Raw genomic sequence first — 23,078 nt, forward strand, 5'->3', positions numbered from 1 at the left:
CCCCTTCCATTCGCCAAAGGAAAACACTATATCAGCCATGCCGGTCTTCGGGCCGGCTATGGCGATAAATGAGCGGTGTAATAAACCTATTGGACCCGGGGGCGGTACCCGGCGCCTCCACCAAAAACCGGCCAAGCCAGCATGGCTTCAGACCGGCTTTTGATGGGGGCGAAACAGGATCGACAAGGGTGTAAAGATCGACTTTTCGCTCGGCATTGTACCACCGTTATCGGGCTAAAATTGTAGTTGCAAACGACAACTATGCGGAAGCTCGTCTCGCTGCTTAATCGCAGTGTGGCACTTCAAATAAAGCCCTAAGGGGTCGCACTCTTAGGCGGGGTTCGAAGGCACCTGGCAACAGAAGCCTTCACCTTCTCCCTCTCTTCGATATTATGTATGATCAGGCTGATGACTCGCGCACGGGGGTTTCCCGTCAGCGCTGGGCGTGGCATAAGCCTTAAAAAAACATGGCCAACGAAAGACAGGAAAGTATGGGGCAGGATCATATCCGCTATGATATTTTGGCACAGGACGCCCTGCGTGGGGTCATCCGTAAGGTGTTGACCGAGGTCGGCACCACCGGCCGTCTGCCCGGTGACCATCATTTCTTCATCACCTTTCTGACCGGTGCGGCCGGCGTGCGCATTTCGCAGCACCTGAAGTCGAAATATCCTGAACAGATGACCATCGTCATCCAGCATCAGTTCTGGGATCTGAAGGTGACAGAAAGCCAGTTCGAGATCGGCCTTTCCTTCTCCGATGTCCCGGAAAAGCTGGTCATCCCGTTCAATGCGATCCGCGGCTTTTACGATCCGTCCGTGAATTTCGAGCTGGAATTCGACGTGCCACTCACAGATGACGAGGAAGTGACCTCCGGCGAGATTACCGCCTATCCGGTATCGGCCGAGGGCAGCGAGGAGCCTGCGGCCGCCAAGGACGGCGAGGAGAAGAAGCCGGGATCGGTCGTCTCCCTCGACGCATTCCGCAAGAAGCAATAGCATCCGGGGAAGCAGGCGCTTCCCCTTTTCACATCGACAGTTGGGGGACATCGATGAGTGCCGAAATCGTCAATCTGCGCCAGTTCCGCAAGAAACAGACACGCTTGGAAAAAGAAAAGCAGGCGGAGCAGAATCGCGTTACCTTCGGCCGCACCAAGGCGGAGAAGAACCTGACCAAGGCGCTCAACGACAAAGCGACAAAAGCGCATGAGGCCGGCCACATCAAGCCGCCTAAAACAGACGACTGAAGCGCCAAACCGAAAGTCGAAATCCTTCCGAAATCATTCGCTTACGCTAGCATTTTGAATCATTTTTAGAATTACCTCTTCCGTTTCCGACCTTTTTGATCGACCCGCCGATGATCCGCAAACATTCCGCCACGCTGCATGGCCATCGCACGAGCTTTTCCCTTGAAGATGCCTTCTGGGCCGAACTGAAGACGATCGCCAATGCGCGCGGCACTTCGCTTGCGGCGCTGATCTCCGAAATCGACGACGGGCGCGACCCGGAGAGCAACCTTTCTTCGGCGCTTCGGCTCTATGTTCTGAAATGGCTGAAGGACCGCACCTGAGCGCCGTGCGTTAAAGAAGGCACTTCAACCACTTCATCTCTGCTCAACAGCGCCCCCCCGCGCTCCCAGCGACGAAAGCGGGCGGTTTTCGTTTGGTCGATTGGAGGGATGTTATCGGGCGATGCCGGGAAGGCTGTTAAAGTTCAGTGGCGCACCTGTCTGCGGCACCTGTCCATTAAGCGCAGGCAATTGCTGGGCCTCCGCCTTCGCTCGGGCTTCCGCATTGGCCTTTGCCTTGGCTGCATCTTCCGCCTGCTTTTCCGCGTCGGCTTGGCGCGCCAGTTCCCTCAAGCGCTGCTCCTCGGCGCGACGCTGCTGCTCGATGGCCGCATCGCGCTGACGCTGGGCTTCGCGTGCGGCGGCAGTGTATTTGTAGAGCGACACCTCACGTCGAAGCCGCTGCTTTTCCAACACGCTTGCCTGAAGCCGCTCGACGCGCTGGCGCTCGCGTTCGAAGGCGCGCAGCGACAGGAAGCTTGTGACATCGGTCACATCCATCGTCCGTCCCGGCGTCGCCAACGGACCGGCAAAATCGAGGCGCAGTGCCGGTTCGGCGCCGGTGAGCGCCTCGTTGCCGGCTTTGAAATCGATGCCGAGCGAGCCACGGATGCGCTCGTCCGCCAAGCTGATCTCGGCATTGCCCGAAAGCTTCGCCAAATCATTACCTGTGCTGATATTGGCGGCACGAATGACGCCGCTCGAAATATTGAACGGTATGCTCATGGCCGGCAGCGCCGCCTCGCCGTTGTTGAGCAATGTCTGCACGATCGGCAGCACTTTGTCGGCCGTGATCTCACCCTGGATCTGGTCGGTGGCCGACAACAGCGGCGGCAAGACCGAGAGATTGAGGCCGCGGACATGCGTATCGCCAAGCTTGATCTCGCCCGAGCCGCTGGCGTTGGCGGCTAGTTCCCCCAGGCTCTTGCCGCTGGCTTCCATGCTCAGTCCCAAGCCGAAGCGGCCACTGGCGAGCGGCGCGCCATCACGTTGCCAGGCGACAGCGGCAAGATCGCCGTTGGCAAGGTTGAGTTTCGTCTGCATCAGCCCGGTACCGTCGGAATTCGCAAACATCAGATTGCCGCTAAGCGTGCCGCCGTTCCAGGCGCCGGCAATATCGTTCAGCCGCAGTTCTTCGCCCCTATAGGCGGCGTTCGTGCTGAAATTCGAGATCGGGCCGAAGATACCCGGCCACAACTGCTTGGCCGAAAGCTTGACGTTGAGATCAAGTCCGCTGAACATCGGCAGCCCAAGCTTGGCCTTGGCGAGGTTGCCTGTCGCGGCATCCGTAATCGGCCCGTAGATCGCTTCGCCCAACCAGCCGAGATCCGCCTTGTCGAGCGCCAGCTCGCCGGTCGCCTTGGTATTCTGGGCCTTGCGGTCGAAGGTGAGCGTGCCCGAAACATTGTTGTCGGCAAGCTGGCCCTTCATATCGGAGAATACCATCTTGCCGGCATCGAGTGCAGCATTTGCCTGAAATTTGACCGGCAAGCCCGTACCCATCTGCGGTATGCCGATGCCGTTCATAACGAAATAGGGATCAATATCGGCACTCTCGAGCGATAGCGCGATCTTGCCGTTGAGAAAGGTCGCAGGACGCACGTCGACCTTGCCAGTGGCGGTGAACGAGGTCTTGTCGGTGGCAAAGGTCAGTGCCGCATCCGCCGGATCAGTGCCGTTTGCCATCACCTTCAGCGTCAGGCGGCCATTGGCATCGGCTTCGACAGGCAGCGGATCGAGACCCGCCTGGCCGAACAGGATCGACGTCACCGAATTCTCAAGCGTCGCCTCCAGCGTCGTCGTCCCTTTTCCGGTCAGTGCCAAAAGGTCGGACATGCGGTAATCGAGATTGACGCGGCTGCCGTTCGAAACACCGGCAAGCGTTACCGCCAGCCCATCGCCCTGATCGCCTCCAAGTGTCAGCGCGCCGCGAAGGGCCGTATTTCCATACCAGGCGGCGTTTCGTACCAGCCGGTCCATCGCCGGGTGATGCGGCAGATGCTGGCTCAGCATATCGAAGAAGGGCCCGGGATCGGCCGCCTTGAAGGTGATTTCGCCCGACCCCTTATAGTCCAGCAGCGAACCGTTGGCACGGCCGGTTGCGGTAATCTCGGCACCGGCGACATCGCGCACCGCAAGCTTGTCGAGCGTCAGCGCACCATCGGCGATCGAAAACGATGTCTCGACGTTATCGGCCTGCACGCCGAAAGCGGTGAATTGATCCGCTTTCAGGTGCGCCGTAATCCGGTGATCAAGCAAGGTCTCGCCGGCATCCTGGCCGGTGAATAGACCCGTCAACGCCCTCAGCGCATCGAGATCGAGCGCATCGCCGCTGAGATCGACGGCAAGCCTCGGCGCCTTGTTGTCGGCCGGCGCCTGCCTGTCGAGCTGGCCCTTGAGGGTTGCCGAGCCGATGGCGATTTCAAGATTTTCGAAGCGCTGCTCATCATGGCGCAGGCTGACATCGGCAGAAAAGCCGGCCTGCCGCAACTGCCGGATCGCAGGATCGACCGAACCCACCAGCCAGGATGCCAGGCCCGATGGCTGATTGGAGGCGACCACCAGATTGCCGATGAAATTCGGATCGCCCTGCAGCATCAAATTGCCCCTGGCTTCGACCTGGGTACGGCCCGGCAGCGTGCCGATCGCATGGTCGATCTTCCAGCCGGTTCCGGCAGGCTCCAGGTCGAGCTGTACGTCGCGCACGGTCGTATCGCCGGCAACGATCGCCGGCAGGCGGAACGTCGCCTTGCCGGGCACTTGCGGTATCGGGATTTCGGCGGCGATGGCAATGAGGCTGTTCAGTCGCTGGCGTGCGGAAATCGAAGGATTGCGGTTGGTCTTGCCGTTGGTGCCCTGCGTGTTGCCGAGGCGGTTGACATCGATCTGTTGGCCGTCGGCCGTCAGCAGGAATTCCGGCTTGGTGCCGGTATCCAGCGTCGCCTCCCCCGTCACGACATAGGGATCGTCCGCTGCACCCACTTCGAGGCGATATTCCGGAATCCGGATGCGCTCGTTGGTAAGCTCGAAACGACCCTTGACGCGAGGCTGAACCTGTTCGTCGGCGGGCTTATGGGTCTGCTTGTCTTCGATCCCCGCCGTGAACATGCCGATATAGTCCGGCTTGCTTTTGACCAGCTTCAACTCGCCGTCGAGATCGACATTGAGGGGATGGCGGTCCGGCAGCAATCGAGTGTGGACGCGCAATACGCCGTTGTCGTCAGGCTGGCTGCTGGCAATGCTGAAATTGCCGTGCTCGCCGTCGAGCGCCGCATCCCCGTCGATTCGCCAGGGGCCTGCCAGCGACCGGGCGGACATTTCCGCGTTGAGGTCGGTGATGTGTCGCGTGCGGCCGGATTGCTCGTCGATGAACTGGATATCGCCACCGTCGACATGCACGCCTTCGAGCACCACCGACTTGGCGGGGATTTCCGGCTGACTGCCGCGCATCCAGTCGAGCGTCCCATCCTTCAATAGCCGCAGACGTACCTTGGGCTCGGAAACACGCATATCGAAAATCAGAGCTTCGCCGGACAGGAACGGCGCCAATTCGGCATCCATCGAGAATTGGGCGATCTGCACCAACGGCGTTCCGTCGGCTTCCTGGCCGACACGGACATCATGCAACGTCACGGAAGGAAAAGGCAGAAGGCGAGCGTCGACGGTGCCATGAACGGTCACCTTCTTGCCGATGATCCGACTCGCCTGATCCTCGAAATTCTTGCGAAAATCGGTCCAGTCTATGAAGAGCGGAGCAAGCAGCGCCGCGAACAGCACTACTACGAGCACTCCCCCCAGAAAAACCAGGACCCTACCTAACAATGCACACCGTCTCCATTCTGCATTCCAATTACGATATCCAGGCGCCGCAGTGCCGAGCGGACATGCAAAAGACGCTCCAGATCTTCAGCCTAACCCTGCTTCCTTATCCGGATCATGCTGCAAATCTAGGGCATCTTCACCGCTTTCCATGACGCCATATGAAAACGGGATGATCTAGCCTAACGTCATTCACGCCGGGGGCAAGCCAAGATCTTGGCAATATTCCATTTTTCAATACGCGTGGAATATCTTGCCGGGGTTGAAAATCGCGTCGGGATCGAGCGCCTGTTTGACCTGACGCATCAGATCGACGGTGCCGCCGAGTTCCTGTTCGAGAAACGACATCTTGCCCTGACCGATACCATGTTCGCCGGTGCACGTACCATCCATTGCCAGTGCACGCGCATTCAGCCGTGCAACGAAGGCCTCCACGGCGGCGATACCTTCCGGCGTCTTGTCATCGAACAACACCAGGACATGGAAATTGCCATCGCCGGCGTGCCCGACGATCGGCGCCAACAATCCATGCTCCTCGATATCGGCCTGGGTCGCTGCAACGCATTCGGCAAGTTTCGAGATCGGCACGCAGACATCCGTCGACAACGCAGCCAGTTCCGGCGCCAAAGCCCGCGACGCCCAGTAAGCGTCGTGCCGCGCCTTCCAGAGCTTGTTGCGCTCTTCGAGATTGCTGGTCCAGACGAATTCCCCACCGCCGCATTCGCCGGCGATCTCGGCAAATTGGGCTGATTGCAGCGCGACAGTCTCGTCCGTACCGTGAAACTCCAGGAACAAGGTCGGCTGTTCGTCGTAAGTCAAACCGGAATAGCGATTGCAGGCTTGCATCTGAACGGCGTCCAGGAGTTCGATGCGAGCGACCGGAAGGCCCATCTGGATGGTCATGATGACCGCATCGCAAGCTGCTTTCACGCTCGGAAAAGCGCAGGCGCCGCCGGCGATCTTCTGCGGAATGCCCTGCAGGCGCAACGTCACCGACGTCAGGACGCCAAGCGTTCCCTCGGCACCGACGAAGAGCCGGGTCAGATCATAGCCGGCAGAAGATTTCCTGGCGCGTCGGGCGGTGCGGATCTCCTCGCCATTGGCAGTCACCGCGGTTACGGAGAGTACATTGTCCTTCATCGTCCCGTAGCGCACAGCGTTGGTGCCCGAAGCGCGCGTCGAGGCCATGCCGCCGATCGAAGCATTGGCGCCGGGATCGATCGGGAAGAACAGGCCGGTATCGCGCAGATAATTGTTGAGCTGCTCGCGAGTGACGCCAGGCTCGACCGTGCAGTCGAGATCTTCGGCATTCACTTCAAGCACACGGTTCATCCGGCTGAAATCGATCGAAATCCCGCCTTGCGGCGCGTTCACCTGCCCTTCCAGCGAAGACCCCGTGCCGAAGGCGATGACCGGCACCTTATGCTCGGCGCAGGCCCTGACGACCGCCTGCACGTCCTGGCTTGTCTCAGCGAAAACCACCCCATCGGGTAGCTGGGCCGGAATATAGGTGGTCGTGTGGGCATGCTGAGCCCGAAAGCTCTCGCCGGTCTGAAAACGCTCGCCGAAGGTTTGTTTCAGGATACCGAGAACTGCAGCGATGCCCGCCTCGTTTCGCGTTCCCGCCTTTGCATCAGCCAGCACCATCTTTCCGATCTCCCATCGCAAATACAAAAAGGAATATTAACCCTTTTTCGCGGTTCTATGAGGCATCAGCGACGCTGTCCAGTCAGGAAAACAGCTTGGGTTTCCGTGCGGCGGCCGTATCGGCGACTTCAAATCGCTCCGCTTCAATTGCTCCCGGCAAGTGGCCGCATCTGCAGGTCGAAACTCGACTTCACCACATTGTTGGAAACGATCGCGAGCGTGCTTTTCCCCTGCGTACAAAGGTCGCTTGCAAGCCGATATTCGTAGCCGTTGTTGAGAAAAGAAAATTGTCCGGCCATCACGCCGGCCTTGCAGAAATCGGCACCTCCCGCCGGCGCTGCAGCCAAAGGCATATAGTGGCCGCCGATCTGGATGGCGTTCGACGTCTTCTTGTCGACGCCGATATAGTTCAGATCGCAGGAGGTCGTGATCCCGGCGACACTGGTCGCTCCGTCAACATTGCAGGTGCTGTAGATATAGACGTAGTTTTTGTCCGATTCGAACGCGACGCCATTGTTGAATTTGACTTCGGTCGCCTTGCCATTGAGCTGCGACGGAGTGCCGTCCTGCGATATGCTGAGATTGCCGCCATTGTATTTGAACGCATAGCCGAAAACATGGCTCGGCGAGCCGTCAGCCTCATGGCCGTTGACCTCGTTGCCGCTATAGACATCCGCCTTGTCGTGCTTGTCGTTGAGCACCACCAGCTTCACATCCCTGCAATCATAATCACCGCCGCAGCGGTCGACGATGAAGGCTTCGTGCCCTTCGACCTGCAGGGAAAAGGCGGGACTGCCTGCAAGGAAAACTGCGGACGATATTGCAACGGCGAGCACATGGCACGGCCTTAAACCAGCACGAAAATTCACCAGTGCGATATCGGCCTCGCAACGTATGCCCGCCATCATACTCGTTAAAGCCATCGCGCCCATCTCCCTTGCCTTCATGGGTTGTATGAGCAACAGAATTAGCCTGTACAGTCAAGAACATCCAAGGGAAACAAAACACCGCCGAACACTCTCATCGATAGGCGTTGGCAGCCTAGGTAAGTGTAAGATCTGCAATTTTTTTAGGCAGAATTCAATTTTCGCGGCACAAAACTTTCGCAAAAAGCACGCCCACGATGGGAAACCATACTCTCCCGCGACTGGCATGGGTCTTGCGTTTTGCCCCGCAGTTTTGACATAGCCACGATTGGAAGGACATTCGATGAAGCGCAGACAATTGCTTATGGCACTCGGTATGGCGATGCTGACAATGGGGTCGCTTTCGAGCCCGCGTGCAGCCCGGGCAGACGCCTTGAGCGATATTACGTCGAGGGGCACGCTCCGAGTCGCCGTTCCCCAGGACTTTCCTCCTTTCGGCAGTGTCGGGGCGGACATGGCGCCCATGGGCTATGATATCGACATGGCAAACCTGATCGGCGAAAAGCTCGGCGTCAAAACCGAACTTGTGCCGGTCACCAGCGCCAATCGTATCCCCTACCTTCAGACGAACAAGGTCGACCTCGTGATTTCGAGCCTCGGCAAGAATGCCGAGCGCCAGGCCGTCATCGACTTCACCGACGCCTACGCCCCCTTCTTCAACGGTATCTTCGGTCCCGCCGACGTGACGGCTGCCAAGCCTGAAGACCTTTCCGGCAAGACGATCGGCGTGACCCGTGGCGCCATCGAGGATCTGGCGCTGACGAAGGTCGCGCCGCAGGATGCGACGATCAAGCGCTACGAGGACAACAACGGAACGATCTCCGCCTTCCTCTCGGGCCAAGTGGATCTCATCGCTACCGGAAACGTTGTCGCCGCGGCTATTCTCGCCAAGAACCCGCCAAAGAAGCCAGAGATGAAATTCCTCATCACCAACTCGCCCTGCTTCGTCGGCCTGAACAAAAACGAGCCCGCACTGCAGAAAAAGATCAATGACATCATCGCCGCTGCCAAGGCCGATGGAACATTGGCCAAGATATCGCAGAAATGGCTGGGCGCCGACCTGCCCGCCGGCTTCTGATCAACGAAATACCGGCCTTGCCATCTCCCGACGGCAAGGCCGGGCCGAGCGAGGCACTCTCTCATGCGCTATCACTTCGATTTCGGCTGGCTCGCCGAATACTATCCCGTTCTGATAAAGGGAATTCTCATCACCATAGAGCTGACTTTCGTCGGCGCGGTCGTCGGCATCGCTGTTGGCATCACCTGTGCCTGGGCGCGTGCGCTGGGTCCGCGCTGGCTCAAGCCGTTCGTCGCGGCCTATGTCGAGTTGATTCGCAATACGCCGTTCCTGATCCAGCTTTTTTTCATCTTCTTCGGACTGCCCGCCGCCGGCATCCATATGAACGAGATCGCCGCCGCCAACCTCGCCATGATCATCAATCTCGGTGCCTATAGTTGCGAGATCATTCGCGCCGGCATTCAGGCAACGCCACGCGGCCAGTTCGAGGCGGGAGCCAGCCTCGCCATGACGCCGTTCGAGACCTTCCGCCATGTCATCCTCGTCCCCTCGCTCCAGCGCATCTGGCCGGCGCTGTCGTCACAGGTCGTCATCGTCATGCTCGGCTCCTCGGTCGTCTCGCAGATTGCTGCCGAAGACCTTACGTTCGCGGCAAATTTCATCCAGTCGCGCTCCTTCCGCGCCTTCGAAGCCTATTTCGTTTCCACGGCAATTTATCTGGTTCTGGCGATCATCCTTCGGCAGTTGCTTGCCGCGGCCGGTAGCCTGATCTTCCCGCGCAAGGTTCGCCAATGATCCAGTTCACAACTTGGGACGTTCTGCGCGGCCTGCTTCTCGCCACACGCTGGACCATTCTGCTTTCGCTCGTTTCTTTCATCGGCGGCGGCGCCGTCGGTGCGATCCTGCTATTCCTGCGCATCGGCAAAAGCCGAGCCGCGCGTATCGCCGTCAAGTATTTCGTCGAACTCTTTCAAGGCACGCCGCTGCTGATGCAGCTCTTTTTGGCCTTCTTCGGCCTCGGCCTCTTCGGCATCGATGTACCGGCATGGCTGGCGGCCGGCGTTGCTCTGATCCTCTGGTCGGCAGCCTTTCTCACCGAGATCTGGCGTGGCTGCGTCGAGGCCGTGGCGAAAGGCCAGTGGGAAGCCTCCGCCAGCCTCGGCATGGGCTACCTCCAGCAGATGCGCCACGTCATCCTGCCGCAGGCGCTTCGCATTGCCGTGCCGCCGACGGTCGGTTTCTCCGTGCAGGTCGTCAAGGGAACAGCCCTGACCTCGATCATCGGCTTCGTCGAACTTTCGAAAGCCGGCACAGTCATCACCAACGCGACGTTCCAACCGTTTACCGTCTACGGCTTCGTCGCCCTCATCTATTTCGCCCTATGCTGGCCGCTATCGAAGAGCAGCCAAATCCTGGAAAGGAAACTCAATGTCGCTCATCGAGGTCACTGAAGTCCGCAAGAGCTTTGGTGCGAACGAGGTCCTGAAAGGCATCAACCTCGATGTCGAGCCCGGCGAGGTGATCGCCATCATCGGCAAAAGCGGCTCGGGTAAATCGACGCTGCTGCGCTGCCTCAATGGGCTGGAAACGATCGACGACGGCGCAATCTCGGTGGCCGGCGCACAGCTCCTGCCCGATGATGTGCACCTGAAGGCACTGCGGCTGAAGGTCGGCATGATCTTCCAACAGTTCAATCTCTTTCCGCATCTGAGCGCCGGCCGCAACGTCATGCTGTCGCAAATGGTCGTCAAGAAGGCCACCAAGAACGACGCCGAGGCGATGGCGCGGCGCATGCTCGATCGCGTCGGGCTCGGACACAAGTTCGACGCCTATCCCGACGAACTCTCGGGCGGTCAGCAGCAACGAGTCGCCATTGCCAGGGCGCTCGCCATGCAGCCGATCGCGCTGCTTTGTGACGAGATCACCTCAGCGCTCGATCCCGAACTGGTGGCCGAAGTTCTCGCGGTCGTCCGCGAACTTGCCGGTGAAGGGATGACGCTGTTGATGGTGACACACGAAATGAAGTTCGCCCGCGACGTCTGCTCGCGCGTCGTCTTCATGCACCAGGGCCGCGTCCATGAAATCGGCCCGCCGGCCGATGTTTTCGCCAATCCGCAAACGCCTGAGCTCAAGCAATTCCTCGGCATGCATTGAGACCCGCGAAAGGCCCCGGTCAATCTCGCATCGGCGCGCGTGCGGTTCCCAGCATTCCAATCCAAGCGCCGGGCGCCATGCCGAACGCCTTCTTGAAATGCCGCGTCAAATGGCTCTGGTCCGCAAATCCGGTGGCGGCTGCGACTTCGGCGATCGGCTCGCCATCGGCGATCATCGCCTTAGCCCGCTGCAGCCGCCGCATCAGCAGGAAGCGATGCGGGCTGGTGGCAAAGGCGGCGCGGAAATGACGGGAAAGCGCAAAGCGGTCGAGGCCGGTGATGCGCTCCAGCTCCTCGGAACGGACACCGCGCATGGCATGTGCTTCCAGATAATCGCGCGCCGTCTTCACTTGGCTCCAGGCAAGGTTTCCCAACGGCTTTTGCGGCAGGCGCGCATGTGAGGCGAGGCCTGCAGCTACCCGTGAGACAAAATCGTTGACGAAGAGTTCATCCAGTTCGCGGTCGAGTTCGCCAAGCGCTGCCAGCAGTAGGCCGGCGAGACGGTCGTCCTCGACCACGGGATCATCGACAAAAGGCAGGCCGACGCGCGCCGCTTCCAAACACTGCATCAGCATCGACGGTTCGAGATAGAGCATGCGGTAGAGCAATCCGTCGTCGGTCGCGGCACCGCCATCATGGAGCTCGTCCGGATGCAGGACGATCACCCGGCCCGGCAGGCTGTAGCGCCGCTGGCCGCGATAGCTGAAGGCCTGCACGCCGCGGATGGTGACCCCGAGCGCATAGGTATCGTGCCGGTGCGGCTCGAACGCATCACCATGAAATTGCGCCTGAATGCGCTCGATACCGGGATAAGCGGGTGCGGATACGATGCGGTTTGCTTCCGGCATCGTGCACGAACGTTCAAGACCTTCGAAGATATGGCCGGCAACATCCTCGCGCAAAGGCTCATTCCCAGACGGCATAAGAGAGATCACCAATGTTCAATACCAAAATCGCGATCGTTCTGCGAAGCAATCTTGCATCCTGGCAAAAACTAAACGTGACCGCCTTCCTGTCGAGCGGTATTGTCGGTCAGTTTCCTGATGTCATCGGCGAACCCTATCGAGACCGCGCCGGCAATCTCTACAATGCGCTGTCGATCCAACCGATGATTGTGCTGTCCGCCGACGAAGAAACGATGAGCACCATTCATTGCCGATCGCTGGAGCGAAACGTCACCTCCTCGATCTTCATCGAGGAAATGTTTTCGACCGGCCATGATGTCGCCAATCGCGCCGTTTTCTCCGAATTTGCGCCCGAGGATGCCAAGGTGGTCGGCATCGCATTGCGCGCGGACAAGAAGATCGTCGACAAGATCACCAAGGGCGCGACGATGCATTCGTGAATGGCTGCAATCAAAACAAAACGGCCGGGTCGCAAAACCCGGCCGTCCTTGTTGGAATAACCAATGTCAGATCAGCCGTTCTGGGTGATCGGCGCGATCTGGATTTCGACGCGGCGGTTCTGCGCACGGCCAGCCTCGCTGGCGTTCGTGGCAACCGGCTGGCTCGGGCCGAAGCCGACGGCGGACATGCGGCGCTGGTCGATGCCCTGGCTGCCGAGATAGCTCGCAACCGAATCGGCGCGGCGTTCGGACAGATCCTGGTTATGCTGCAGGCTGCCGGTCGAATCCGTATGGCCGTTGACGTCGATCAGCGTGCGGTTGAACTTGCGAAGCACGATCGCGACCGAATTCAGCGTCGGGTAGAATTCCGGCTTGATCGCATCCTGGTCGATGTCGAAGGTGATGGCGGAAGGCATATTTAGGATGATGCGATCGCCGACGCGCGTGACCGAGACGCCGGTGCCCTGCAACTGCGCACGCAGCTCGGATTCCTGCTGGTCCATGTAATTGCCGATGCCGGCACCCGCGAGCGCGCCCACGCCCGCACCGATCAGCGCCGCATTGCGGCGCGATGCCGGCGAGTGGCCGATGAGAAGGCCGGCAACTGCGCCGACGCCGGCGCCAATCGCAGCCCCGCCCGCCGTGTTGGATACTTTCTGCTCGCCCGTATAGGGGTCGGTTGTCGTACATGCATTGAGAAAGGCTGCCGAGACGGCAAGGATGGCAAATTTCTTGATCATAGAATCGTCGCTCTCCGGTTCGATGGTCCGCAGGAGATATGAAGCATTGCGGCAATATGATGAAGCGGAATCTTCGCCTACCCACTGCCGACGTGCCCGGTCCTTGTTCTGGAGTGTTTTCTCCCAAACTTTCGGCTTGCAGGAAACAGAATCCGCCTTGCCGATCTCTGCATATTTCGCTTTGAATTCAAAGCGTTATGCGATCAGAGATTTTGGAAAAGCTGCCTCACCGTATCGTAGCTGGCATTGGCAATCGACAGCGACTGCAGCCCCAATTGCTGCTGCGTCTGCAGCGCCAATACCCTGCTTGATTGCTTCTCCATGTCGGCATCGACCAGCTTGCCGACGCCGCTGGTGAGCGAATCACTGAGATTGCTTGCGAATTGGTTTTGCAAGCTGACACGCGATTCCAATGAACCGAAGGCCGATCCTATGGTGTTCAATTGATGCAGCATGGCGGTGACGGTGTTGATCATATCGGTCAAGGCGCCCTGTGTGGTGTTGGCGTCGAGCGAGATTTCCACCTGCCCGCTCGTGTCGCCGTTTTGGCTGCTGATCAGCACATAGTTTTGCGCCGCTCCCGCTTCCGTCGCAAAAGCGGTGGAAGTCAGCACGCCATAGCCGCCGGTGCCGCTTGACTGATCGTCGATCAGATATCGTGCATCCGTCGATACGATCGGGCCGCTCGTCGAGCTGACGCCCTCATAGTTCAGCATGCCGATCGAAACCCTGCCGTCGGTATGGCGGATGAGGGAGCCCGGGATTTCGTGCGGCTCGGTCGGATCTTCACCGTCCTGGAGCATGACCCAGTTGACGCCGTTGAAGCTCGTCGACTGGCCGACGCTGCGAAGCTGGTCCTTGAGCTCGCTGATTTCGTCGTTGAGTTTGGTCTTGTCGACGCTGCCCTCATAGGCGGTCACCAATTTCGACCTGATCTGCGTTACGATGTCGATGGCACTGGTAATGCCGGTGGAGGCGGTACTGACCGTGGCAGCAGCAAGCCCCAGCGCATCCTGCACTGCCGAGACGGCGCCGATATCGGTGCGCGTCAATGTCGAGATCGTCCAGTAGGTGGCGTTGTCCTTCGCGGTCTGCACACGAAGGCCGGACGACATCTGACGCTGTGCGACATTCAGATTCGCCTGCGTGTTTCGAAGGACTTCAAGGGCTGTATTGACGGGGGAACTGACCCTTATGAAGGTCGAAAAAATACTCACGGCACATGAACTCCGGACACAACGATACGCAACAAATACAAGGAGACATTGGAACCATGCCGCGGGCACTCATGCGCGCGGGCCGACTGAAGTCGGCGAAGGTTGAGCCCGGCAAAAAACAGCGCCTGAACTCGAGCGGTTACAGGCACCTATGATTAGCAATCATGCTTAAAAAAGCGATAATCGAAACTGCCGATTTACCATAAATCGCCCCTCGCCCGAAAATTGGGCATCGCGTTCAGGTTGCGACTATTCTGCTGTTCTGAACGTAGCCGCCGCTTTCATGTGTTCGCGCTTGGGGATGCCAAACGGTTATTGAAAGGCTCGATTATCAGGAAATGTGCACTTTTTGTTCTATTTATCGGCTGTTTCTTTTGCCTTTCAGGGCAGAATCATTACATTGAGCCGCATGACTATCGGACATGACGACATTCCCTTCTTTGACGAGGAGCCGGAGCACGTGGCCCCGCGTCGGCCCAGCCCTGCCCCCAGCGCCGGCGGCGGCATTGCGGCCCGCGCCATGGCCGCACGCGACAGCGGCCGTCGGCCCGACTATCTCGCCGGGCTCAACGCGGAACAGGCGGAAGCGGTCGAGACGCTGGATGGGCCGGTTCTCGTGCTCGCTGGCGCCGGCACCGGCAAGACGCGAGTGCTGACGACCCGCATCGCTCATATTCTCTCCACCAATCGCGCTTTTCCCTCGCAGATCCTCGCCGTCACCTTCACCAACAAGGCCGCGCGCGAGATGAAGGAGCGCATTGCGCTGCTCGTCGGCGGCGCGGTCGAGGGCATGCCCTGGCTCGGCACTTTCCATTCAATCGGCGTCAAGCTGCTGCGCCGTCACTCCGAACTGGTCGGCCTCTCCTCGAGCTTCACCATTCTCGACACCGACGATGTCGTGCGCCTGCTCAAGCAATTGATCCAGGCCGAGGGCCTGGACGACAAGCGTTGGCCCGCCAAACAATTCGCGGGGATGATCGACACCTGGAAGAACAAGGGTCTCGGCCCGGCCGATATTCCGGAAGGCGATGCACGCGCCTTTGCCAACGGCAAGGGCCGCGAGCTCTATGCTGCCTACCAAAACCGCCTGAAGACGTTGAACGCCTGCGACTTCGGCGATCTTTTGCTGCATCCGATCAATATGTTCCGGCAGAATCCTGATATATTGAAGGATTATCACAAACGTTTCCGCTACATCCTGGTCGACGAATATCAGGACACCAACACCGCGCAATACATGTGGCTTCGCCTTCTGGCACAGCGTCAGAAGGGCGAACCGCAGAATGTTTGCTGCGTCGGCGACGACGACCAGTCGATCTACGGCTGGCGCGGAGCGGAAGTGGATAACATCCTGCGCTTCGAAAAAGATTTTCCCGGCGCCAAGGTCATCAAGCTCGAGCGCAACTACCGCTCGACCGAACACATTCTCGGCGCCGCCGCGCATCTGATCGCCCATAACGAGGGACGGCTCGGCAAGACGCTGTTCACCGATCGCTCCGATCCCGATGACATCAAGGTGCAGGTGCATGCTTCTTGGGATTCCGAGGAGGAAGCACGCGCGATCGGTGAAGAGATCGAGCAGCTTCAGCGCAACAAGCACAATCTCAATGACATGGCCATCCTCGTGCGCGCCTCCTTCCAGATGCGCGAATTCGAAGATCGCTTCGTCACGCTCGGCCTGAACTATCGCGTCATCGGCGGCCCGCGCTTCTATGAGCGCCTCGAAATCCGCGATGCCATGGCCTATTTCCGCCTCATCTGCCAGCCGGCCGACGATCTTGCCTTCGAGCGCATCATCAATACGCCGAAGCGCGGCCTCGGCGACACGACCGTGCGCGCATTGCATGATTATGCTCGCGTCCGCGACATTCCGATGCTGGCGGCGGCGGCCGATATCATCGAGACGGACGAGATGAAGCCGAAAGCGCGCAAGGCACTTTTCGACGTCGTGCAATCCTTCCGCCGCTGGCAGGGACTGCTTGAAAACACGCCGCATACCGAGCTTGCCGAGCAGATTCTCGAAGAGTCCGGCTATACCGACATGTGGAAGAACGACAAATCGGCAGAAGCGCCCGGACGGCTGGAAAACCTGAAGGAACTCATCCGCTCGATGGAAAGCTTTGAATCCATGCGCGGCTTCCTCGAACACGTCGCCCTCGTCATGGACGCCGAGCAGAACGAGGATCTGGACGCCGTCTCGATCATGACGCTGCACTCCGCCAAGGGCTTGGAATTCGACACCGTCTTCCTGCCCGGCTGGGAGGAAGGCCTGTTCCCGCACCAGCGCTCGCTTGATGAAAGTGGCCGCGCCGGTCTGGAGGAAGAACGCCGCCTCGCCTATGTCGGCCTCACCCGCGCCAAGCGTCGCTGCCACATCTGGTTCGTCTCCAACCGCCGCATCCACGGCCTCTGGCAATCGACCATCCCGTCGCGCTTCCTCGACGAGCTGCCGGAAACCCATGTCGAAGTTGCCGAGGTGGAGCAGTCCTATGGCGGGTACGGCCGCGGAGGCTACGGCCAGTCTCGCTTCGACAAGGCCGATCCCTTCGCCAACTCCTATTCCACCCCCGGCTGGAAACGGGCCCAGGCCAACAAGACCGACGCCACTCGCGACAACTGGGGCTCCCGCTCCGGCCACGCCGTCGAACGCATCGGCTACGGCGAAAGCGGCCCCAAAACCCGCACCATCGACGGCGAACTCGTCGCCAAATCCACCTCCTCCGAACCCTCCCGCTTCTCGGTCGGCGACCGCGTCTTCCACATCAAGTTCGGCAACGGCAATGTCTCGGAGATCGAGGGCAACAAGCTGACGATCGATTTCGATCGGGCCGGGCAAAAGCGGGTGTTAGATGGGTTTGTGGAGCGGGTTTAGGCTCCTTTAGACGTGGTAGGCGGGCTTTTGAATGAGTCTCATCCGAATTGTTTCACTTGTTTCAACGCTTGATCGATATTTGTTATCGCAAGCTCCAGAGCTGATTTTGCCTCTTCAAGTGCTCTGACCGCATGATGCGCAGCTCTACCGGAGGAATATGGGCCTGGTGGAGGTAGAGTATCCGTAGAAGCAACAGGCACCCACCCGAATTTACTGCCGCCAATTACTTCTGCTATGCGCCCTTGATTCACCCCGAACCAAGCGGCAATGTCATGATGACGATCTCCTCTTGCATCCATGCCTTTGACCAAGGACGCATCAGCTTCTGAAAGCCGTCTTCCGCTAGGTCTTGCCCTGCTGCTCATTGGCATCTCCATCATAAATTGCAGACAGTATAGCAAAACTCGCGTTGATGCCAAGAACTACCCTACAATGGCAACCTCGTGGAAATCGAACGCAGCAAACTGGTAATCGAATTCAAACGCGGGGTGTTTAATGAATTTGTGGGGAGGGTGTTGATCAGTCGGAAATTCTTTGGTTTGGGACCAGAGGGCGGCAGCAACCAAATGATGACTTGATCCTCGGCGCAACGCTTGGCATCGTTGCAGTGCAACAACGACGGAAGGACAGGCCATGAAAGCGCTGCTGCTGATCGACATCCAGAATGGTTTCTGCCCCGGTGGCAATCTGCCGGTGCCTGACGGGGATCAGGTGGTGCCCGTTGCCAACAGGCTGATCGACAGCGGCAAATACGATATGGTCCTTGCCTCGCAGGATTGGCATCCCGCCGGCCACGGCAGCTTCGCCTCTGCCCATCCTGGCAAGAAGCCCTTCGAAATGGGCATGCTTTCCGGCAAGCCCCAGATGATGTGGCCGGATCACTGCGTCCAGAACACTCAGGACGCCATGCTTCACCCTGACCTGAATGTCGACGGGATCGACTTCATCCAGCAGAAGGGCCAGAACCCGGCTGTCGACAGCTATTCCGCCTTCCGCGACAATGATCAAGCAGCGCTTACCGGCCTTGCCGCGCATCTCAGGGCCGAGGGCGTTACCCAGCTCGACATCTGCGGACTGGCCACGGATTACTGTGTGAAATTCTCGGCGCTGGACGCCATTGAGATGCTGCCGGGCGTGACCGTTCGCTTCATCGAGGATGCGAGCCGCGGCATCGATCCTGCCGGTGTGAAGGCAGCGATCAACGAAATGCGCACCCGCGGCGTCGCCATTGTCGACAGCAAAGAAGCGCTTGCCTAAAATTCCTTCTATCGAGCTAAACCTTCCCTAAAGAAAATAGCGCAAGCTGTTCCCGGTATTGCAGATATTGGGACATTTCGCGTGCAGTCGATCACCATCAACGGCCGTTTCCTCAGTCAGCCTTTGTCGGGCGTGCAACGTTTCGCCCGCGAGCTGACGCTGGCGCTCGACCGCAAGATCGCTGCCGGCGCCGTGCCCGCAGCGCTGAAGGGCATCAACTGGCGGCTGGCCGTGCCGCGCGATACGCCCGTCGATATCGGACTTTCGGCCATATCGGTCGATGCCTTCAGCTCCGGTCCCGGCCATGTCTGGGAGCAGACGGCGCTGCTCGCCCGCTCCCGCGGCGGCCGGCTGATCGGCTTCGGCGGTAGCGGTCCGCTGCTGCATCGCCGCCAGGCCGTGGTCATCCATGACGTAACGATCTTCCGCCATCCTCAATCCTTCAAGCGCAGCTATCGCCTGCTGCACGGTGCGCTCGGCTCGGTGCTGACCCGCACCGCGAAGATCGGCACCGTATCGGAATTCTCGCGCAAGGAATTGGCCTCCGTCTTCCATGTTCCTACCGACGGCATCGATGTCGTCTACAATGCCGTCGATCACTTCGCCGCCATCGAGCCGGATGAGACAATCATCAAGCGTCTGGGCCTGAAAACGAACGGCTTCTTCCTGCTGGTCGGCACGATGAAGCCGAACAAGAACCTCGATTTCGCCATCCGCGCCTTCGAAGCGCTCGGCGATCCCGATCAGAAGCTGGTGGTCGTCGGCGGCACCGCGCCGACCGTGTTCAAATCGGATGGCCCCGAATCGAACGATCAGATGCTATTCCCTGGACGATTAAGCGATGCGGAAGTCGCCGCCCTCGAGCGCCACGCCACAGCTTTTGTCTTCCCGAGCCTTTACGAGGGTTTCGGCATTCCGCCGCTGGAGGCGATGACGCAGGGCTGCCCGGTGCTCGCCGCCGATATCCCGGCGGTACGCGAAGCCTCCGGCACCGCCGCGCTCTATTTCGATCCGACGCGGCAAGATGAATTGGTCGCAGCCATGCGCCGGATTGCCGGCGACGAAGCATTGCGTGGGGACCTGCGGCAAAGGGGCCGCGAGAATGTCGCCCGCTTCTCCTGGGACCGCAGCGCCGACCGCGTGCTAAGCATGCTGGAAGATCTCTAGTTAGGATACAGCCTGCCGGCGAAACATCTTGACGAAATAGCTGTAGAGACCAAGCAGGCAGAAGGCCGCGCCGCCCGCCATTCCGGCACCGACTGAAATCCACAGCGAATAGTCGAATCCGGCCGTTGCCAGTACCGGCACCGCAAGCCCGGCAGCGGATAGCACGACCGGCTGCCAGACAAAATCGAAGGGCAGCGCCATCAGCACTTTCACGCCGATCACCATCGCAATCAGAGCCCCGACCATGGCTCCGGCCATCAGCGCACCATCGCTGAAGGAAACGAGATAGCCACCCGCCAAAGCTCCAGCGTTGAGCAGCGCGCAATCTATAACGGCCAGCAGGAAGATCGCCAGCAGCCGATGCCGCAGATGCGCCGGCGTCGGCAGCATGTTCAGCGTCAACGCCCGGCAGACCGACAGGCAGGTGACGAACGGTGCCGCGCTCAGAAAACCATCGCGCAGTCCCTGTGCAATGACGAAATGACCGACCGGCTGCAGCAGCGCAAAAATCCCCGCCGCGGTCATCAAGGTAAAACCCGTGAGCAGCGAATAATAGCCGCCGAGCTGTCGCCGGAACCCCGCTGTCGCACCTTCGCGGTCGTAGGTTGCGACCACATCGGGATACTGGATAGCCTGCAGTGCCGAGACGATGAGCACGAAAGGTCGTTGCAGCAGGTCGAGAGCCAGCAGCGCGCCCGCTGCCCCTCCCGGCCCCAATGCCGCCGTCAGGATCGATTTCAACCCAAGCGGCGCCAGCAGCCCAATGACCGACGCGCCGGCCGCGACGCTGCCATAGACAAAATGCTTGCGCACCAAAGGCAGTTGGAGCCCGGCCGCCTCCCTGAGACTGTTGCGGGTCAAGAACATTGCTAACCCACTATAGGCAACGTAACCGGCAAGCACGCCGGCCACCGCATAGGAAAAATTCGGCATGATCGCCGCGCCCGCCAGCGTGCCGACCGCCAGAATGGTGGCCCGCGACCCCTGCAGCCGCGAGAAGGCACGAAACTCCTGGCGGAAGCGCAGCATGGTCAGATGCAGGTCGCTGCCACCCTGGAAAATCGCCACCAGACCGCCGAGCACCGCGGTCTCCTTCGGCACGGCGAAGAAGGTTGATGCTAGCGCAGCCAGGATGCAGATCACGGAGCAGGCGGCAAATTCGACGGTTAAAGTCGTACGCTCCGCTGCCTCGCTGCCTGGCGCCTGGCCTGGATAGAAGCGGCTGCAGGCAAAACGCACCCATTCGAAACAGAAGATCGCCGCGAACTGGCTGATGGAAATGAACAGCGAATAGGCAGCATAATCCGCCGGCGACAGCAAATGCGCGACCGCGATCAGCAGCCCGAAGGCCACCGCCGCCTGATAAAAATATGCCGCCAGTGCTACGATCTTTGCCATGGCGGCAGCTAACAGCAAAAAGCTGAGAAAAGCGCTAAGCTAAATGCGCAACATATAATGAACTGGGACGGCAGGTGCCGTCCTTGAATTGCCTTTTTGCACTGCACACGTTAGAAGGACCCGCGAAATCAATGGGGAACGGAGGGGCGTTGGGCGGCGCCGGTCCGTGGAGGAGCGTCAGTATGGAAACCATCAGCACGATAGCCGCATTGCGCGAACGTCTTTCCGTCTATCGCAAGGCCGGGAAACGCATCGGCCTGGTGCCGACCATGGGCTATCTGCATGCCGGCCACATGGAATTGGTTACACGCGCTCGGGCCGAAAACGACATCGTCGTCGTATCGATCTTCGTCAATCCGCTGCAATTCGGCGCCGATGAGGATCTTGCAAAATATCCGCGCGATCTCGAGCGCGACGGCGCCATGCTGCGTGATGCCAAGGTCGATTTCCTCTTCGCTCCAACTGTGGCTGACATGTATCCGCAGCCAATGGAAACGCTTGTCGATGTGCCGAAGCTCGGAATGGAGCTGGAGGGCGCGGTGCGCCCCGGCCATTTCTCCGGCGTTGCTACGGTCGTCACCAAGCTTTTCAACATCGTGCAGCCCGACAGCGCCTATTTCGGCGAGAAAGACTATCAGCAGGTGGCGATCATCCGCCGCATGGTGGACGATCTGGCTCAGCCGGTCCGCGTCGTGCCGGTGCCGACGGTGCGCGGTGCCGATGGCCTGGCACTGTCTTCGCGGAACGTCTATCTCTCCAAGGAAGAGCGCGCCGCCGCCGTCATCGTGCCGAAAGCGCTGGCCGAGGCTGAACGCCTCTACGCAGAAGGCGCCGACGATCCAGCCGCTTTCGAGGCGGTACTGCGCGCCTTCATCGCCAACGAGCCGCTGGCGACGCCCGAAGTCGCCGCTGTTCGCCATGCCGACACCCTGGAGCCGCTGACGAGACTGCAGGGACAGCCTATCCTCGTCGCCCTCTTCGTCCGCATCGGCAGCACCCGCCTGCTCGACAACCGCGTTATTGGCCTGAAGCAGGCCGCCAGCGACAAGGCCGCCTGAGATGAGCACGATCGGACAGACCAAGCGCACCACAACCGCCCAGATCGAGGCGATGAAGGGCACGCGCCCCATCGTCAGCCTGACGGCCTACACGACACCGATCGCCCGCCTGCTCGATCCGCATTGCGACCTGCTTCTGGTCGGCGACTCGCTCGGCATGGTCCTCTATGGCATGGAATCGACGGTCGGCGTGACGCTGGACATGATGATCGCCCACGGTCAGGCGGTGATGCGCGGCGCCCAGAGCGCCTGCGTCATCGTCGATCTGCCTTTCGGCTCCTATCAGGAATCGAAGGAACAAGCTTTCCGCAATGCCGCCCGCGTGCTGAAGGAAACGGGCTGCAACGGCGTCAAGCTGGAGGGTGGTGAGGAGATGGCCGAGACCGTTGCCTTTCTTGCTAACCGTGGCGTGCCGGTCTTCGGCCATATCGGCCTCATGCCGCAACTGATCAACACCACAGGCGGCTATCGCTCGCTCGGTCGCTCCGACAAAGAAGCCGACAAGATCCGGCAGGATGCAAAAGCAATCGCCGAAGCCGGCGCCTTCGCCATCGTCGTCGAAGGTACGGTGGAGCCGCTTGCGCGCGAGATCACCCAATCGATTGCCGTCCCCACCATCGGTATCGGTGCGTCATCGGCCTGCGATGGCCAGATTCTCGTTTCCGACGATATGCTCGGCCTCTTCAACGATTTCAAACCCCGCTTCGTAAAGCATTTTGCCGAGCTGGCACCGACCATTTCCAAGGCAGCGGAAGCCTATGCGGAGGAAGTGAAGGCAAGGACGTTTCCAGGCCCGGAACATACGTTCCAAGTGAAAAAGTAGCGGGACACGCTACCTGTCGTCCATTGTTCCCAGCTCTTCCGGTGGAACGCCTGCGGGCGACAATCGAAACGA

The 23,078-nt window shown here is 59.8% G+C and carries 21 protein-coding genes and 1 other RNA gene; 14 read left to right on the forward strand and 8 right to left on the reverse strand.

The genetic code is table 11. The annotated features are described in order from the left end of the window. From ssrA to QA646_RS09215, 4 genes are all read left to right on the forward strand, one after another. Positions 1-372, forward strand: a transfer-messenger RNA (tmRNA) gene (gene ssrA / locus QA646_RS09200). Between the two features lie 119 nt (positions 373-491). Then, complete coding sequence (locus QA646_RS09205; protein WP_283058760.1) at positions 492-998, forward strand: SspB family protein; 507 nt, start codon at positions 492-494, stop codon at positions 996-998. 53 nt (positions 999-1,051) lie between these two features. Then, entirely contained in the window at positions 1,052-1,246 is a 195-nt protein-coding gene (locus QA646_RS09210) for a DUF4169 family protein (RefSeq protein ID WP_283058762.1), read from the forward strand. 110 nt (positions 1,247-1,356) lie between these two features. Next, on the forward strand, positions 1,357-1,569 hold the full coding sequence (locus QA646_RS09215) for a ribbon-helix-helix domain-containing protein (RefSeq protein WP_283058763.1): 213 nt from the start codon (positions 1,357-1,359) through the stop codon (positions 1,567-1,569). A gap of 111 nt (positions 1,570-1,680) precedes the next feature. On the opposite strand, the gene QA646_RS09220 is transcribed toward QA646_RS09215, so the two are convergent. The 3 genes from QA646_RS09220 to QA646_RS09230 form a co-directional block, all read right to left on the reverse strand. Then, positions 1,681-5,388 (reverse strand): AsmA family protein, encoded by a 3,708-nt coding sequence (locus tag QA646_RS09220; protein WP_283058764.1) that lies wholly within the window; start codon positions 5,386-5,388, stop codon positions 1,681-1,683. Positions 5,389-5,619: 231 nt separating this feature from the next. Beyond that, positions 5,620-7,032, reverse strand: coding sequence for an FAD-linked oxidase C-terminal domain-containing protein (locus QA646_RS09225; protein WP_283058765.1), 1,413 nt, complete (start codon positions 7,030-7,032; stop codon positions 5,620-5,622). Between the two features lie 143 nt (positions 7,033-7,175). After that, positions 7,176-7,955, reverse strand: a complete 780-nt coding sequence (locus QA646_RS09230; protein WP_283058766.1) for a hypothetical protein — start codon at positions 7,953-7,955, stop codon at positions 7,176-7,178. A 307-nt stretch (positions 7,956-8,262) separates the two neighbouring features. Here QA646_RS09230 and QA646_RS09235 point away from each other — a divergent pair, with 307 nt between their 5' ends. The 4 genes from QA646_RS09235 to QA646_RS09250 all read left to right on the forward strand — a co-directional run bounded on the left by QA646_RS09235 (position 8,263) and on the right by QA646_RS09250 (position 11,130). Beyond that, positions 8,263-9,036 (forward strand): transporter substrate-binding domain-containing protein, encoded by a 774-nt coding sequence (locus QA646_RS09235; RefSeq protein WP_283058820.1) that lies wholly within the window; start codon positions 8,263-8,265, stop codon positions 9,034-9,036. A gap of 63 nt (positions 9,037-9,099) precedes the next feature. Further along, entirely contained in the window at positions 9,100-9,771 is a 672-nt protein-coding gene (locus QA646_RS09240; RefSeq protein ID WP_283058767.1) for an amino acid ABC transporter permease, read from the forward strand. Next, positions 9,768-10,427 carry an amino acid ABC transporter permease gene (locus QA646_RS09245; protein WP_283058768.1) on the forward strand — a complete coding sequence of 220 codons (660 nt, stop codon included), beginning with the start codon at positions 9,768-9,770 and terminating at the stop codon, positions 10,425-10,427. Before QA646_RS09240 ends, QA646_RS09245 begins: the two co-directional genes overlap by 4 nt. After that, positions 10,405-11,130 (forward strand): amino acid ABC transporter ATP-binding protein, encoded by a 726-nt coding sequence (locus QA646_RS09250; RefSeq protein WP_283058769.1) that lies wholly within the window; start codon positions 10,405-10,407, stop codon positions 11,128-11,130. Before QA646_RS09245 ends, QA646_RS09250 begins: the two co-directional genes overlap by 23 nt. 19 nt (positions 11,131-11,149) lie before the next feature. On the opposite strand, the gene QA646_RS09255 is transcribed toward QA646_RS09250, so the two are convergent. Then, positions 11,150-12,031 (reverse strand): AraC family transcriptional regulator, encoded by an 882-nt coding sequence (locus tag QA646_RS09255; RefSeq protein ID WP_283058821.1) that lies wholly within the window; start codon positions 12,029-12,031, stop codon positions 11,150-11,152. Between the two features lie 35 nt (positions 12,032-12,066). On the opposite strand from QA646_RS09255, the gene QA646_RS09260 reads away from it, so the two are divergent. Further along, positions 12,067-12,474 (forward strand): DUF2000 family protein, encoded by a 408-nt coding sequence (locus QA646_RS09260; RefSeq protein WP_283058770.1) that lies wholly within the window; start codon positions 12,067-12,069, stop codon positions 12,472-12,474. A gap of 71 nt (positions 12,475-12,545) precedes the next feature. Here the strand turns inward: QA646_RS09260 and QA646_RS09265 are convergent, their stop codons facing one another. Continuing rightward, complete coding sequence (locus tag QA646_RS09265; RefSeq protein WP_283058771.1) at positions 12,546-13,214, reverse strand: OmpA family protein; 669 nt, start codon at positions 13,212-13,214, stop codon at positions 12,546-12,548. Positions 13,215-13,417: 203 nt separating this feature from the next. Continuing rightward, the gene (locus QA646_RS09270; protein WP_283058772.1) at positions 13,418-14,431 is read right to left on the reverse strand and encodes a flagellin; all 1,014 of its coding nucleotides are present in this window, start codon (positions 14,429-14,431) and stop codon (positions 13,418-13,420) included. 409 nt (positions 14,432-14,840) lie between these two features. On the opposite strand from QA646_RS09270, the gene QA646_RS09275 reads away from it, so the two are divergent. Beyond that, entirely contained in the window at positions 14,841-17,303 is a 2,463-nt protein-coding gene (locus QA646_RS09275; protein WP_283058822.1) for a UvrD-helicase domain-containing protein, read from the forward strand. Positions 17,304-17,341: 38 nt separating this feature from the next. Here QA646_RS09275 and QA646_RS09280 read toward each other — a convergent pair whose 3' ends face one another. Then, positions 17,342-17,668: a hypothetical protein gene (locus QA646_RS09280; protein ID WP_283058773.1), complete on the reverse strand. Its 327-nt coding sequence runs from the start codon at positions 17,666-17,668 to the stop codon at positions 17,342-17,344. Positions 17,669-17,936: 268 nt separating this feature from the next. Between QA646_RS09280 and pncA the strand changes: the two genes are divergently transcribed. Both pncA and QA646_RS09290 read left to right on the forward strand, forming a co-directional pair. After that, positions 17,937-18,560, forward strand: a complete 624-nt coding sequence (pncA, locus tag QA646_RS09285) for a bifunctional nicotinamidase/pyrazinamidase (RefSeq protein WP_283058774.1) — start codon at positions 17,937-17,939, stop codon at positions 18,558-18,560. 81 nt (positions 18,561-18,641) lie between these two features. Next, positions 18,642-19,727 carry a glycosyltransferase family 1 protein gene (locus QA646_RS09290; protein WP_283058775.1) on the forward strand — a complete coding sequence of 362 codons (1,086 nt, stop codon included), beginning with the start codon at positions 18,642-18,644 and terminating at the stop codon, positions 19,725-19,727. On the opposite strand, the gene QA646_RS09295 is transcribed toward QA646_RS09290, so the two are convergent. Then, a complete protein-coding gene (locus QA646_RS09295; RefSeq protein WP_283058776.1) occupies positions 19,728-21,125 on the reverse strand; it encodes a hypothetical protein in 1,398 nt (465 codons plus the stop codon). It lies immediately after the preceding gene. Positions 21,126-21,307: 182 nt separating this feature from the next. On the opposite strand from QA646_RS09295, the gene panC reads away from it, so the two are divergent. Both panC and panB read left to right on the forward strand, forming a co-directional pair. Next, the gene (gene panC, locus QA646_RS09300; RefSeq protein WP_283058777.1) at positions 21,308-22,183 is read left to right on the forward strand and encodes a pantoate--beta-alanine ligase; all 876 of its coding nucleotides are present in this window, start codon (positions 21,308-21,310) and stop codon (positions 22,181-22,183) included. 1 nt (position 22,184) lies between these two features. After that, on the forward strand, positions 22,185-23,006 hold the full coding sequence (gene panB / locus QA646_RS09305) for a 3-methyl-2-oxobutanoate hydroxymethyltransferase (protein ID WP_283058778.1): 822 nt from the start codon (positions 22,185-22,187) through the stop codon (positions 23,004-23,006). The last annotated feature ends 72 nt before the right edge of the window (positions 23,007-23,078 follow it).

It is taken from the genome of Rhizobium sp. CB3090 (assembly GCF_029714285.1).
In the GTDB taxonomy this organism is placed as follows: domain Bacteria; phylum Pseudomonadota; class Alphaproteobacteria; order Rhizobiales; family Rhizobiaceae; genus Rhizobium.

Bases quoted from the DNA above. Each gene is read 5' to 3' on its own strand.
- QA646_RS09205 (WP_283058760.1), top strand. From the start codon at position 492: ATGGGGCAGGATCATATCCGCTATGATATTTTGGCACAGGACGCCCTG.
- QA646_RS09210 (WP_283058762.1), top strand. From the start codon at position 1,052: ATGAGTGCCGAAATCGTCAATCTGCGCCAGTTCCGCAAGAAACAGACA.
- QA646_RS09215 (WP_283058763.1), top strand. From the start codon at position 1,357: ATGATCCGCAAACATTCCGCCACGCTGCATGGCCATCGCACGAGCTTT.
- QA646_RS09225 (WP_283058765.1), bottom strand. From the start codon at position 7,032: ATGGTGCTGGCTGATGCAAAGGCGGGAACGCGAAACGAGGCGGGCATC.
- QA646_RS09230 (WP_283058766.1), bottom strand. From the start codon at position 7,955: ATGGCTTTAACGAGTATGATGGCGGGCATACGTTGCGAGGCCGATATC.
- QA646_RS09235 (WP_283058820.1), top strand. From the start codon at position 8,263: ATGGCACTCGGTATGGCGATGCTGACAATGGGGTCGCTTTCGAGCCCG.
- QA646_RS09240 (WP_283058767.1), top strand. From the start codon at position 9,100: ATGCGCTATCACTTCGATTTCGGCTGGCTCGCCGAATACTATCCCGTT.
- QA646_RS09245 (WP_283058768.1), top strand. From the start codon at position 9,768: ATGATCCAGTTCACAACTTGGGACGTTCTGCGCGGCCTGCTTCTCGCC.
- QA646_RS09250 (WP_283058769.1), top strand. From the start codon at position 10,405: ATGTCGCTCATCGAGGTCACTGAAGTCCGCAAGAGCTTTGGTGCGAAC.
- QA646_RS09260 (WP_283058770.1), top strand. From the start codon at position 12,067: ATGTTCAATACCAAAATCGCGATCGTTCTGCGAAGCAATCTTGCATCC.
- QA646_RS09265 (WP_283058771.1), bottom strand. From the start codon at position 13,214: ATGATCAAGAAATTTGCCATCCTTGCCGTCTCGGCAGCCTTTCTCAAT.
- QA646_RS09275 (WP_283058822.1), top strand. From the start codon at position 14,841: ATGACTATCGGACATGACGACATTCCCTTCTTTGACGAGGAGCCGGAG.
- QA646_RS09280 (WP_283058773.1), bottom strand. From the start codon at position 17,668: ATGAGCAGCAGGGCAAGACCTAGCGGAAGACGGCTTTCAGAAGCTGAT.
- pncA (WP_283058774.1), top strand. From the start codon at position 17,937: ATGAAAGCGCTGCTGCTGATCGACATCCAGAATGGTTTCTGCCCCGGT.
- QA646_RS09295 (WP_283058776.1), bottom strand. From the start codon at position 21,125: ATGGCAAAGATCGTAGCACTGGCGGCATATTTTTATCAGGCGGCGGTG.
- panC (WP_283058777.1), top strand. From the start codon at position 21,308: ATGGAAACCATCAGCACGATAGCCGCATTGCGCGAACGTCTTTCCGTC.
- panB (WP_283058778.1), top strand. From the start codon at position 22,185: ATGAGCACGATCGGACAGACCAAGCGCACCACAACCGCCCAGATCGAG.